Source organism: Bacillus sp. m3-13 (genome assembly GCF_000175075.1).
Taxonomy (GTDB): domain Bacteria; phylum Bacillota; class Bacilli; order Bacillales; family Bacillaceae_I; genus Sutcliffiella_A; species Sutcliffiella_A horikoshii_C.
In genome coordinates this window covers 54803-67390 of record NZ_ACPC01000018.1, presented here as the reverse complement: position 1 = coordinate 67390, position 12588 = coordinate 54803, and the positions used below count along the sequence as shown (strand labels likewise).

16 protein-coding genes are annotated in these 12588 nt (G+C 38.0%); 4 read left to right on the top strand and 12 right to left on the bottom strand.

Features of this window, described 5'->3' with window-relative positions:
* Positions 1–108: 108 nt before the first annotated feature.
* The 3 genes from M313_RS0109605 to M313_RS0109595 all read right to left on the bottom strand — a co-directional run bounded on the left by M313_RS0109605 (position 109) and on the right by M313_RS0109595 (position 3856).
* Positions 109–624 (bottom strand): type 1 glutamine amidotransferase domain-containing protein, encoded by a 516-nt coding sequence (locus tag M313_RS0109605; protein ID WP_010194624.1) that lies wholly within the window; start codon positions 622–624, stop codon positions 109–111.
* 455 nt (positions 625–1079) lie between these two features.
* Complete coding sequence (locus tag M313_RS0109600) at positions 1080–2372, bottom strand: lysine N(6)-hydroxylase/L-ornithine N(5)-oxygenase family protein (RefSeq protein ID WP_010194623.1); 1293 nt, start codon at positions 2370–2372, stop codon at positions 1080–1082.
* Between the two features lie 215 nt (positions 2373–2587).
* The gene (locus tag M313_RS0109595) at positions 2588–3856 is read right to left on the bottom strand and encodes an ATP-binding protein (protein ID WP_010194622.1); all 1269 of its coding nucleotides are present in this window, start codon (positions 3854–3856) and stop codon (positions 2588–2590) included.
* Positions 3857–4149: 293 nt separating this feature from the next.
* Here M313_RS0109595 and M313_RS26130 point away from each other — a divergent pair, with 293 nt between their 5' ends.
* Positions 4150–4302: a hypothetical protein gene (locus M313_RS26130; protein ID WP_010194621.1), complete on the top strand. Its 153-nt coding sequence runs from the start codon at positions 4150–4152 to the stop codon at positions 4300–4302.
* Between the two features lie 52 nt (positions 4303–4354).
* Here M313_RS26130 and M313_RS0109585 read toward each other — a convergent pair whose 3' ends face one another.
* From M313_RS0109585 to mgsR, 6 genes are all read right to left on the bottom strand, one after another.
* Entirely contained in the window at positions 4355–5404 is a 1050-nt protein-coding gene (locus tag M313_RS0109585) for a TolB-like translocation protein (RefSeq protein WP_010194620.1), read from the bottom strand.
* Positions 5405–5615: 211 nt separating this feature from the next.
* Positions 5616–6686 (bottom strand): undecaprenyldiphospho-muramoylpentapeptide beta-N-acetylglucosaminyltransferase, encoded by a 1071-nt coding sequence (murG, locus tag M313_RS0109580; RefSeq protein WP_010194619.1) that lies wholly within the window; start codon positions 6684–6686, stop codon positions 5616–5618.
* Between the two features lie 159 nt (positions 6687–6845).
* Complete coding sequence (locus tag M313_RS25185; RefSeq protein ID WP_010194618.1) at positions 6846–7010, bottom strand: YvrJ family protein; 165 nt, start codon at positions 7008–7010, stop codon at positions 6846–6848.
* A 259-nt stretch (positions 7011–7269) separates the two neighbouring features.
* Positions 7270–7485 (bottom strand): DUF2922 domain-containing protein, encoded by a 216-nt coding sequence (locus M313_RS0109570; RefSeq protein WP_010194617.1) that lies wholly within the window; start codon positions 7483–7485, stop codon positions 7270–7272.
* Positions 7486–7523: 38 nt separating this feature from the next.
* Positions 7524–7739: a DUF1659 domain-containing protein gene (locus M313_RS0109565; RefSeq protein WP_010194616.1), complete on the bottom strand. Its 216-nt coding sequence runs from the start codon at positions 7737–7739 to the stop codon at positions 7524–7526.
* A gap of 477 nt (positions 7740–8216) precedes the next feature.
* Complete coding sequence (gene mgsR, locus M313_RS0109555) at positions 8217–8609, bottom strand: transcriptional regulator MgsR (RefSeq protein ID WP_029326423.1); 393 nt, start codon at positions 8607–8609, stop codon at positions 8217–8219.
* 339 nt (positions 8610–8948) lie between these two features.
* Between mgsR and M313_RS0109550 the strand changes: the two genes are divergently transcribed.
* Entirely contained in the window at positions 8949–9194 is a 246-nt protein-coding gene (locus tag M313_RS0109550; RefSeq protein ID WP_010194612.1) for a DUF2626 domain-containing protein, read from the top strand.
* A 39-nt stretch (positions 9195–9233) separates the two neighbouring features.
* On the opposite strand, the gene M313_RS0109545 is transcribed toward M313_RS0109550, so the two are convergent.
* Together M313_RS0109545 and M313_RS0109540 are read right to left on the bottom strand one after the other, a co-directional pair.
* Positions 9234–10361, bottom strand: a complete 1128-nt coding sequence (locus M313_RS0109545) for a class I SAM-dependent methyltransferase (protein ID WP_034774669.1) — start codon at positions 10359–10361, stop codon at positions 9234–9236.
* 4 nt (positions 10362–10365) lie between these two features.
* Positions 10366–10998, bottom strand: coding sequence for an MBL fold metallo-hydrolase (locus M313_RS0109540; protein ID WP_010194610.1), 633 nt, complete (start codon positions 10996–10998; stop codon positions 10366–10368).
* A gap of 83 nt (positions 10999–11081) precedes the next feature.
* On the opposite strand from M313_RS0109540, the gene M313_RS0109535 reads away from it, so the two are divergent.
* Together M313_RS0109535 and M313_RS25180 are read left to right on the top strand one after the other, a co-directional pair.
* Positions 11082–11567: a hypothetical protein gene (locus M313_RS0109535; protein WP_010194608.1), complete on the top strand. Its 486-nt coding sequence runs from the start codon at positions 11082–11084 to the stop codon at positions 11565–11567.
* Positions 11568–11680: 113 nt separating this feature from the next.
* Entirely contained in the window at positions 11681–11854 is a 174-nt protein-coding gene (locus tag M313_RS25180; RefSeq protein WP_010194607.1) for a DUF2759 domain-containing protein, read from the top strand.
* A 404-nt stretch (positions 11855–12258) separates the two neighbouring features.
* On the opposite strand, the gene M313_RS0109525 is transcribed toward M313_RS25180, so the two are convergent.
* Positions 12259–12573 carry an MTH1187 family thiamine-binding protein gene (locus M313_RS0109525; RefSeq protein WP_010194605.1) on the bottom strand — a complete coding sequence of 105 codons (315 nt, stop codon included), beginning with the start codon at positions 12571–12573 and terminating at the stop codon, positions 12259–12261.
* Between the last annotated feature and the right edge of the window lie 15 nt (positions 12574–12588).

Below are 12588 nucleotides of genomic sequence, written 5' to 3'. Positions count from 1 at the left end.
TTTGCGCTACAATGGAACTTGAAGAATATGGGTCTAATTATTCAGAAAATTCCACACAAAAAAATCATGTTGCCCATTAAGTAAAGGGCAACATGATTTTAGGCGTTATTATTTTAGAAGCTTTAATGATTCTCTTATAAATGCTGGAATGTCATCTGGGGTTCGGCTTGAAACCAATTGGTCATGACAGACAACTACTTCTTTGTCGTGATAGTGAGCACCTGCATTTTGAAGATCTACTTTTATGGAAGTAAATCCGGTAATATCTCTTCCTTTCAGTGCTTCTGCTGTGATAAGTAATTGTGGTCCATGGCAGATAGCAAAAACAGGTTTTTGGTCGTCCATGAACGTTTTAGTAAATGAAACAAATCGATCGTCTGCTCTTAGGATATCTGGGGAGAATCCTCCAGGTATTAATAATGCATCGAAGTCTCCTGGACTTACATCATCAATTCCGGCATCTGTTGTAATTTCTACTCCATCTGTTTTCCCTTTTATTGTTTCACCTTTTGATTTTTCGATGACGGTTAATTGATGCCCTGCTTCTTTAAAGGCTTTTGCTGGTTCTGTGTACTCGGAGTCTTCAAATTCATTTGTTAGTAGTACTGCAATTTTTTTACTCATCATGCAACATCTCCTTTTTTAGTAAGGGGTTTGTCTGAATACCGCTGTTGATTTCCGCAAATAGCTTCGCTTTCCTAGGGGCTGACGAGAGCCTCCTCGGCTGCACCTTGGCCACTGAAAAAGTCTTTGATGTTAGATTTTTTTAAGACACCGCTGTTAATTTCCGCAAACGGCTTCGCTTTCCACGGGGCGACCTTGAGCCTCCTCGGGCTACGCCCTGCGGGGTCTCAACATTGTCGCTACTCCCCCGTAGGAGTCTTCGCCTATTGCTCCAATCAACAGCTATAAATTATCCAAAAGATTGGTTACTAGGTTTTTCAGTGACCTCCAACGCTTCACGGATCTCAAGCTACCGCTATCTCCCTCAGGAGTTTTCGCCTATTGCTCCAATCAACAGCTATAAGTCCCTTTTATATATGTTCTTCTACCCCTTAGAAGGCATGTTAAACGTGGTTTTACGCATTGGGAATGAATTGTTGGAAGATAGTATCTTTTTGGATCGGATAGATTTCTCTTTTGGCCACATCGTTGATTATCGTCTGGTTTCTCATAACAGCAAGGCTCAAATTGGTGGCTGCCGTTCCATGTGAATGTTCAAGGTTAGTGGAGATATACATCTGATGACTTCTGGGTTCCTTCCACACTAACCGGTACATTTCATCCACTTTAAATTCTTTTTCGCTTTCCCATACCAGTTCTTCATTGTTATCCCAAATCCATTGTGGTATATGCGGTTTATACCCTGTTGCCAATACCACATAATCTGCTTTGACCTTGAAGTCCTCTTCTTTCTCCCACTGCTTGCATGACACTTCTAATACGCCATTACTCTCATTTATTTCCTTTACTTCTGTTAACGGCTGAATGGTGATTTTTTCATCTCGCCCTTCGACAGATCTGTTATAAAGCAAGTCATAGATTTTCACCAATGTTTCTTTGTCTACCCCATTGCGGGCAGTATCCAGCCGATTTAATGCTTCTTTTCTCTTTTCATATGAAAGTCCATGAAAGTACTGAACATAATCAGGTGAAAAGACTTCTTGTCCAAGCTTTGCACTCTCAAGCTGAGAAAATATAGAGGAACGGGTATACCACTTTAACGAATACTTATTATGCTTTTGTTCTTCCAATAGTTCATAGAAAACTTCCGCTGCACTTTGTCCAGATCCAACAACCACTATAGAATCGGAAGCTTTCATTTCTTTTTCTTTATGTAGATATTCACTTGTATGCACAACCTGTTCATTTTTCTCTATGCCATCCGGAATAAATGGGATACTTCCTGTACCAACTACAACATGTTTGGCATGGTATGTAGAGACATCTCCTGTATCCGTCCTCCTTACCATCACACAATACCCATCGCTTGTATATTCTACTGAAATCACCTCGGATTGAAAGTGACAGTTCTGCAGATTCTCCGATACCCATTTAGCATATAAATTGTATTCTCTCCTAGGAATGTCAAAGCGGCGAAAAAAGAAAAATTGAAATAATCGATTCTGTTTATGTATGTAATTTAAAAAGCTGTATTTATTTGTAGGATCAGCAAATGAAACCAAATCTGCAAGAAAAGGGACCTGCAAATCAGATTGTTCAATAAGCATGCCTGGATGCCAGTTGAACGCTTCTTCTTTATCGAAAAAGATAGATGAAATACTTGATACATTATCCACTAATGCTGCTAACCCCAAATTAAATGGCCCTACTCCTATTCCAATAAGGTCAAAGGTTCTATTCTCGGACATTTTCATTCCCCCACTATTATCTATACTGTCTTATTTATACCCTGTTTCCACACATTTTCTCCCTGCATTTAATATGTTATATAAAAAAAGGGACAGAGACTGAGTCTCTGTCCAAAAATCCCGTGTACGAAAGGAGAAGGAAGCTGCACACGATATATTCTATGCATGAATCTATGAACTGCTTGGTCATCTATCTCTTATCAAACGCACATTTTTTATTGTGTTGGAAGATCAATAGTGACAGTTGTACCGTTTCCTTCCTTGCTTTCAATACGAATATTCCCTTGATGCTCTTCAATAATTTTTTTGGTTATTGTCAAACCAAGTCCCATCCCTTTTTCCTTGGATGTAAAGAAGGGATTGCCGATACTATCCATGTTAGAGGATGAAATTCCTATCCCGTCATCTTTGACTTGAATACTCTTTCTACCATCAGTTTCCCGCAAACCGGTGATCATTACCGTTCCTCCGTCAGGCATCGCCTCCATGGAGTTCTTGATGAGGTTGATAAAAACTTGCTTAAGGTTATTCTTATCGCCTCTAACCATTGTATCAGGGCCAATATTTTCAATGGAAAAAGAAATATTATTAATAGCAGCTTCATTTTCCACTAATTTTATTACATATTGTAGAACTTCCAGGATCGAAATAAGCGTAAGTTCCTTTGTTTGAGGTTTCGATAGGACAAGCAGCTCCGATACAATATCATTTATTCTATCAATTTCAGATAGCACCATTTCCACATGATTTTTGTTTGCTTTTCCTGATAATTGGATTAGTTGAATAAATCCTTTAATAGATGTTAACGGGTTTTTTATTTCATGGGCAATACCTGCAGATAGTTCGCCCACTACCGATAGTTTTTCTTTTGTAACCAACAGTTGTTCTGTTTTTTTCAGAGAAGATATGTCCCTGCCTATAGTGACAAGTGCTTTTCTTCGTCCATCCGCATGGAACAAAGGAACCTTAATTACATCAAACGTCTTCATTTCCCCATCAGCAAGGGAGAATGACTCCTCAGCCCGTGAAATCTTTCCGTCCTTCCAAGTCTGCTCGTCTGTTTTCATACAGTATTCAAAAGCCTCCATGAAATGGGGAGAAAAGACTCCTAATTCTATATCTGTCTTCCCTTTATAATCCACATCTTGTAAGTCATAAAGAGACAGCCCATATTCATTAGTTTGCAGCCATCTACCTTTTCCATCTTTAAAGCATACAAAATCAGGCATGTTGTTAATTAAAGTTGAAAGTTCTTGTTCCTTTTGTTCAAGCTCCTTCAATGCAGCATGTTTTTTCAGCATTAAATATAATAATAGCGTAGTAATCAGTATAAAAAGCCAACCTTTTATCAGGTTGATATATTCTGCTATATCGTTATTGTTAGTTTGCTTTAAAACGTATATCCAATAATCTGTCAGCCCAATCCATACGATTCCAAAAAACAGATAGATTAAAGGTAAATACTTCAGCCATTTCCTCTTCATAAAATACCTCTTATATCCTTTAAAATAATTGAATTCCATTAAAATTCATATGTATACGTGTGAAGTACTTTCATTATATCTTTTAACAGTAAATATAGATATAAAGTCCCGCTTGGGAAAGTCAGGTGAAAATTCTTTGAATTACACCTGAAAATCATTATACACTTTCCTAGCCAGTAATTTCTAGTTACTTTCGCAGTATAGTTTCCTATTTTACATATAAAAGGAAAGGTTTAACCTGGTTCCATCAGGGTATATATTGGTAAAACAGAGCTTTACAGGGAGGAATTAACATGGAAGATAGAGATGTAAGAGTGGATAAAAGGGAAACAAAAGAAGATCGTGGTCTAGTTGCTTCGACATTTATTAAATACACTGCCTACCTTATTATCTTTTTCGGAATCATTTGGTTCATTATCAGTTATCTTCTACCAATGTTCCAATAAGGCAACAGAGCCCGGGTCTATATAGACTCGGGCTCTGTTTATTTTATATCCTTTAAAGGATTGTTCCAGAAAACTGTGGCATTTGTAAAGTAATGGATTGGATTTTTTCTCCATTAATATCTACGGCCCATAATTTATAATTTGGTTTCCCTCTCAACCAACTCTGATCCTGGATAAATAACACTCTCTCCTTGTCGCGGAAAAATACCGGTTCTGTAATCAACGTACGAAAGCTTGTAAGAGGTTGTACTTCCTTCCCACTCGTGCTCATTGTGTACATTTCATAGATGAATTGCGATTTTTCACGAGGATTTTCGCTTGCTGCAGAAAACGCAATAAGGTCACCAGTTGGAGAGAGTTTTCCACTATAAATTATATTTGTATTAAAATCAGGGTTTACGTACTCCTTCTCCATAGTCTGAGTGTCCATCACTATAAAAGAAGAATGAAGACCTTTTTCTTCCTCTTTGCTCCATTCCACATAGCCAAGTTTCCCCCCGTCCTCTGTTAGTGAGAGGCTACGCTTTTTTAAACTTTCATCATGAGTCAGCCTTTCCTTTTTGTCTCCTGTTATAGAAATAGAGTACAAATCAATATTAGTTGGCCCTTCCTCCATTTCATTTCCTTCCTGGTAATGCTTTGCAGCTAAATAAAAGATGGTTTGATCGTCCTGTGAAAAAATAGCATCCGTTATGAGTTCATTTTCTTTCGAAAGGCGGGTGAGTTCACTTCCATCGCTGTTCATTATGTAAAGTGATCTAGTTAATGTGTTCTCTCCTTTTTCTTGCGATAAAAACAAGATCTTATCGCCATTGGATGAATAGCGAGGATGCACATGGCTTTCTTCCTGCCTTGGGTAAGTTAGTTGATTAACATTGCTGCCATCCACATTTGCTTTATAGAGCGCTCCATCCCCACTTTGGTAAAATGGGAAAACAATAGACTTGTCATCAGGAGACAAGGTAACGGTTTCTCCGAATCCATTATCAATAGGAAGCCACGAGCGGGTAAATCGTTCTGAGAAGAAATATAAAAGGACGGATATGATGATGACAAATCCTATTAGGGAGATGGTGAATAGTTTTAATGTTTGTTTTTTCATCGGTATCGGCCTCTTTCTTATAGATGGAATCAGTATGATCGTAGTTTACCCTCAAATGGAAAATCCTACTTATTAAACTTTGAAATATTTTAAAGAAAAACCGAGCGGACCGCCCGCAGGCAAGCGAAGCGCCTGGAACGGAAATCAACTGGATTATATGCTTTCTTTATATAGCAAAAAGGCAACCTAATAATAGATTGCTCTTTTTGTATTATTTTGCTGTGTTAATGATTTCTTTTAAGATAATTTCCAGTGTGTTTGGTGCACTGTCTTCGGACATGTTGTTTTGCAGTTGGACCTTATCATTCTTGAGTGCCTCTAGTTGTGTTAACAGAGTTTCAGTGGTGAGATCTTCTTCGAATAACACTTTCGCAAAACCTTTTTTCTCGAATGATTGGGCATTCAAGATTTGGTCTCCCCTGCTTGCGTTCCTAGAAAGCGGGATTAATAGCATTGGTTTACGCAATGCCAGAAATTCAAAAATAGAATTCGCACCAGCTCTTGAGATGATAAACTCAGACGCTGCAAGAACATCTGGTAACTCTTGATTAATATATTCAAATTGCTTATACCCTTTTACGCCTTCAAGGGAACGGTCCATGTTTCCTTTTCCGCATAAGTGGACAATTTGATATTGCTCTGTTAATGGAGTTAAGACTTGGCGTAACGTTTCGTTGATTTTTTTCGCTCCAAGACTTCCTCCCATTATGGTTAGGATTGGTTTTTTCTCATGAAATCCAAGCCATGCTCTACCTTCTTGCGCTTTTCCCTTGAATAACTCTTCTCTAATCGGTGAACCGGTAAATAATACTTTGTCAGATGGAAAGTGATTCAACGTCTCGTCAAATGTAACAAATACTCTTGTCGCAAATTTCGTTGCAATTTTATTGGCGAGCCCCGGTGTAATGTCTGATTCATGAATGATAACCGGTATTTTTAGCATTTTAGCTGCCATCACTACAGGAACTGTTACAAATCCACCCTTGGAGAATACGACTTTAGGCTTTACTTTTCGTAAAATCATTAAAGCTTCCATTGCCCCCTTAATGATTCTGAGCGGATCGGAAAAGTTCTTCCAATCAAAATAGCGTCTTAGCTTACCACTTGAAATACCATGAAATGGAATATCTTCTTTCCCTATAATATCTTCTTCAATTCCTTTTCTTGAACCGATATATGTAATATCCCAACCTGCTGCTTTTAGTTTATTCATGATTGCAATATTGGGAGTGACGTGGCCTGCAGAGCCACCGCCTGTGAAGACGATTTTCTTATTAGTCATTTGTATCAACATCCTTCATGTCATTCTCTCTCTTCTTATTATTATCGAAATAAGATATAAAGGCAAAAATTTTATATATCCAATGACGTTACCATAAATAATTTCCTACGTAAAACAGGCTATTGTACTATATTGCTCGTTCAATAGCCTGTTTTCTATTTATTTTATGCTCCTTGAAGGCAGTGTTTCCCTAGATAATTGATATGGCAGCTGCTGCAACGTTTTTGTTACATGTTCTAGTTTTTGTTCTATTCTGTGTAACAAATAAAACGTGACTACAATCGGGAAACCAACTTCACTTATCCATGTCCACCACTGATCCATGACCTCTCCCCCTTCCTGTTCAAATAGGCTCTTTTCTCACCGAATGCTGCTATTTACTTGTAAAAAGTCGTCAATTGGACTTTTTACTGTTTACATACTTTAGAAGTTGCAAGTAGGATTTTTAATACAACAGGGAAAAGAGCACGACAGTTCGTGATATGACGGTTGATTTAAGTATACGAAACAGCAACAAAGTTTAAGAAAACTACTTCTAAATAAGAAGGGCCTACTGATTTAGAGTAGACCCTTCAAAATTACCTTAAGCTATTTCATATTCTGTAACATTACGTTCCACAATTCTGGCACTGTCTTTTGTAATGAAATTTCCACCTTTAGATGTAAACACATTGGCAACAATAATCGTATCCATCGCCTCTTCGATTTCCACCTGTGTTAAATCTGATCTAGGATCATCAACGGACACCTTCACTTTTGTACCCTCTTCATTTAAGAAAAATAATTCTAGTGTAAACATACATCCACCCCCTTTCTTTCATAAATTGATTACACTTCTTAACCTAGGTAGTGCAACTCACTACGTCTAACATTTGATACAGGTGTTGCCTGTAGACCTGAAATTGCTCCTGCTGCTTCTAATAGCGCCGTCGCTTCTGCATCCACTTTAATGTTGTTGTAGTTTTTGGAACGGAACAACAAATTCCCTTTTTCATCTTCTCCTAATTCATACATTAGACGAAGTTGGACATTTTCTACTGCGTAATCTGCCATGTTCTCACCCCCTTTCACCTTCTATATAAAAAGTTAAAGGAGAAAAGTAGTGAACATATGAAAAAAAATATTAGTTTTTGGTTTAACACCGCTGTTCCTTTCCGAAAATGGCTTCGCTTTCCGCGGGACGGTGCTTGAGCCTCCTCGCAACACTTCAGGGGTATCAAGCTACCGTTACTCCCCCCGCTGGAGTCTCTACCTTTCGCTCCAATACACAGCTGGAAATTACATAAAAGTAATTTTATTTGTTTTTCAGATTTCTTTTTTAGCCTTAAGTTGAATGAAGTCACCTTGTTGATTGGAGTGGAAGGCGCGCAGACGCCCGCGGGAGGAAGGGACAGGGGAGACAGCCGAGGAGGCTCCCGGACCGCCCGCAGGCAAGCGAAGCGCCTGGAACGGAAATCAACCAGATTATATGCTTTCTTAACCAAAAAAACCATCCCATCTACAAAGGTAGTTGGAATGGCTTTTTTGGATTTATGAGACGGATTGCTTTAGTTCTAGTTTAGGTTTTTGTCTGGAAAGCTTTTGCAACGCAGATTCATTATACCCAACAATCAGCTTTTTCCCGCTAGTGATAATTGGTCTTCTTAGCAGCTTAGGCTCCTCAATAATCAATTCTATCAATTGGGAAAGAGATAATTCGTTTACATCAATCCCGAGGTCTTTGAAAGTTTGGCTTCTTGTTGCTAATATCTCATCAATTCCTTCTGTTGTTAACGAAAGGATCTTCATCATCTCTTCTTTGTTAGGTGTTTCCCGAAAAATATGCTTCTCCTGAAATGGAATGTTATGACCATTCAACCACTTCTTCGTCTTTCTACATGACGTACAACTTGGGTAACTGTAAAAAATGATTTCATTCATCATGCTTACCTCCCCGTTCTTTTTTTCTTCAGTATTTTATGTTAATTTCATTGTATACCAGTTGTATAACTTTTGTACAGTAAAAAGATAACTATTTTATGAACAAATTACGACAACATCTTTTCTTTATCAAAAAAGAAGACTTTCTGTTTAACTTTGCACTATAATGGAAATAGGTATGATAGAAAAATAGTTGCATAATCATTATGGTTCTGGTGAAAAATGTACTTATCTTGTAATCGTCACAAACTAGAAACAAACGCTTATTTACAAGTAAAGTATTGGTACATTATAATAGGAAAGTGACAAGCATAAGGATTAGTGCGTAAGGAGGGGATACATATGGATCGTATGTACCGTGTAATGGGTTTCTGGACTGGGATTTTCGCGGTTATGTTTTATCTTGGCCACATGACTCAAACGTCTTTACTTTTCTTCGGACAAACGGTATTCTTCATTTTATTAAGTTATCTTAAGCTATCTGAACGTATGTACATCTATATTTTCGGAGCATATTTAACAATTTTCTTTGTTGCCTTCTCGTATTGGACAACATTTATGATGGTGCCTGGATCTGGTGGTCATTAAACATACGTAGCTAAACAATAAAAAGCGATGGACTTTATGTCATCGCTTTTTATTGTTCTTAAAATCAATAATTGTGCCCCAACTATCCGACCCCTTTTCATGAATGAGTACTTGGAAAGAGTGGCTCCAGCTGCTGTCCATGATGAGGGTGCGGATCGCTCGGTTCTGTTTGCTTTTTTCAGAAAAAGGGTCTGGATCCTGGTTTTCTTGTAGATATTCCAGTATACCTGCTTCCACTAGGAATTCCCCCTGCCTCATGGTTCCTACATGGCTAAACTTCCAATCATCAAAGCTCGCTTCTAACGCATCCAAATGAATATGTGACGTTAAATCCATCTCAGCAGGATATTTTAAGGGATCCTTTACCAATTGATGCTGGTGATAACCACGGAGACTGCCTTCCAATAAGTCCTGACTGGCCAACTCAGAAAAACGATAGCCGTAATCAACCGTTATAATGGTACCTGCTAGCAGCCATTCTCCAAGGATGTTCGCATAATGCATCATTGCTAAAGGGATTTCCATTCGTTGGCCTTCCGAAAAGATCAGTTTATTTTTAGAAATATAAGCCTGGATTTCTTCATTATCAAGAGGTAGACTTCTTTCAGACAAGTTTCTATCTTCACCTATTGTTACGAATACTTCTTTCAAAGTTCCATTTGTGTATTCAATAACATGGACAGGCAAGGCATCGAATAGCTCATTCGAAAACAGAACACCCTTTCTAAATCTGTCAGGGACATCCTCTAAGGAAATAAAGTAGTTAACAGGTACAGAGTCAGGAATCGTCGTTTTCTGTAAATGAATGTGATAAGAGCTTGTCTCCACCATAACATAGCTTAAGCGCCTATAGAGCAGTGGATCAAGGAGTTTAAATTCCTCCAATAGATGCTTAGCAAACCTTCCATTCCCTCCGCCTATCTCAATAATCACAGGTGGAATATCTGTTTCATTAAAGTACTTGACCAACAGTTTAGCAAAAAGCTTTCCATAGACAGTATGGACATTACTGCTTGTGATAAAATCCCCTTTTGTTCCTACCTTATTCTTTGGCTTCATATAGTAACCTTCAGAAGGATGATAGAGTACAGTCATCATGTATTCCGCAAAATTCAATTTCCTATCAGGAGCTTTCTCTATCTTTTCTTGCAAAAATGCTGGTATCATAGGGTTAAAATCCATTAAGGAAAGGGTTACTATCCATTTCCCTCTCTATAGTAGTGGTCATTCCATGGCCAGATAAAACGGTTGTTTCTTCCGGCAAAATCAACAGCTTGTTGTGTATGCTTTGTATAAGCTGTTCATGGTTGCCTCCTGGAAGATCCGTCCTTCCGATGCTACCAGCAAAAAGTGCATCACCTGCAAATACCACTTTGCTTGGTTCATGATAAAAGCTCACACTGCCTGGTGAATGGCCTGGAGTAAATAATATTTCTAGTTCAAAATTGGAAATGACTAATTTTTCTTCTGATATGATTAGATGATCTGCAGGATTAGCCGTTATTGGCCCAAGCTGGAAGAACTGCGAGCCGTTTAGACTTGGATCCCCAAGCCAACTCTTTTCTTTTTTATGTACATAAACTGGAACATCCCAATGTTTACGAACGGCATCTACCGCTCCAATGTGATCAAAATGTGCATGTGTCAACAAGATAGCCAATGGCTTAAGCGCATTTTCTTCCAAGTAGGAATTGAATGCTTCCCCTTCACTTCCCGGATCGAAAATGAGGCATTCTTTTCTTTCATTTATGAGGAGGTACGCATTTGTTTGCAACGGACCAAGTGGTAGCTGTTTCCATTTCATATCTTTCCACACCTTTCCTTGAAGTATCTATCCATCTATTTTACACTAAGAAGTAGAACTTGAGAAACGAAAGGAAATTGCCTATGAAGTCGATGTTCGGTTTGGAAATACAATGTGCAGATGATAAACCGCAATACTTCCAGAACCTTCTCTTACAGCTTAAACAAATAGCCAGTATATTTGATTCAGATGACAGTTTGCTTATTACCGATTCCGCCATGGAGGCCAAGGTTGTAAAAAATATGTTGATGGACCGATGTATCTTAGAAGAAACATATACCCTTTCCTTAATTGAAAACCCGGTTGCCACCAGACTCTTCACGGATTATGGGTTTATTTCAGAAAAAAATAATCATTACTTGTATCAAGACATGATATCCATTTTTCGAATTGAAAGCGGTAAACAAGTTGATATTGATATGTTTCTTATCCAAATGGAGGAATCAATAATTGCTATTGAGGAACAATATAAAAAATCCTATATTATTGATAAAGAAAATAAAGAATTTATGATGAAAGTAGCTCGAACTTATGACATAGAAGTGTCAATTTTTGACCTCGACAAATAGTGAGAAAACATTTAAAATGTAAATGGAGTGTAGTGTAATGTTCCATTACATACTTATTTTATGGAATTTCTTTTAAATAGAAATGGAAATGATCTCTGAAAGGGGCGTTAACCTTGCCATTAGTTATTATTTTTGGACTTGTAACACTTTTATGCGTATTTGCTCTTGTCCGTTCCCTTAAAGAAAAAAACTTCCTAGGAGTTCTTTTCGCATTCGGAACTGTTGCAGTGTTTGGTTGGTTTACAGTAATGACTGTTATTGAACACGGTTATCCGGTAGCACACTAAGTTGATAGTGCAGGTATGCAAAAGAGTATTCTTCCCTAATTGGGAGGGGTACTCTTTTTTGTTGTTTTAAATACTTCAAGCAAATATTGATCTTTTGAATATACTGATAGCAAAGTTAGATATTCTATTAACCACCGCTGTTGATTTTTACGGCTATATATTGGGTTGTTATAGGAAATACTATATATATGAATGAAGTGTAGGAGGGTGATATGGTTGGCATTGAGGACATTGTGCGGAAGTTGCAGTGGGACAGGGAGGAGAAAAATTTTCATGCTGCCCCTCTATAAGAAATGTACGAAGTGTAAAGGGCACGGCCGCTTAACAAAGAGTTTCTATATTTAGTAAAATGAATTTAAGAAATGCCAGGCACTCCGTTAACGAGGTGTCTGGCATTTCATTTTTTATATGAAGCGTTTAGATTCCACTGCGCGCAGTTTATCATCCATTTGTACGCTTTTGTCTCTGCGGTCATCTATTCTTATATTGGTTGCTACTCGATGAAGGCCTTTTTGAAACGGAGCCTCATGGATAACCTGCACTACGTGCATTAACGTTGGGAGTTCTCCCTCGATAATAGTACTCATGGGAGTCAATTTATAGTCGATTTTTCCTTCTTTTTTAAACCCCTCCAAGATATCTTGTATATCCGCGACATAGTCACTTACACTAGGCCCATTCGTTCCAATTGGAATAACGGTAACATCGACGATTGCCATTCTTTTTTGCCTCCT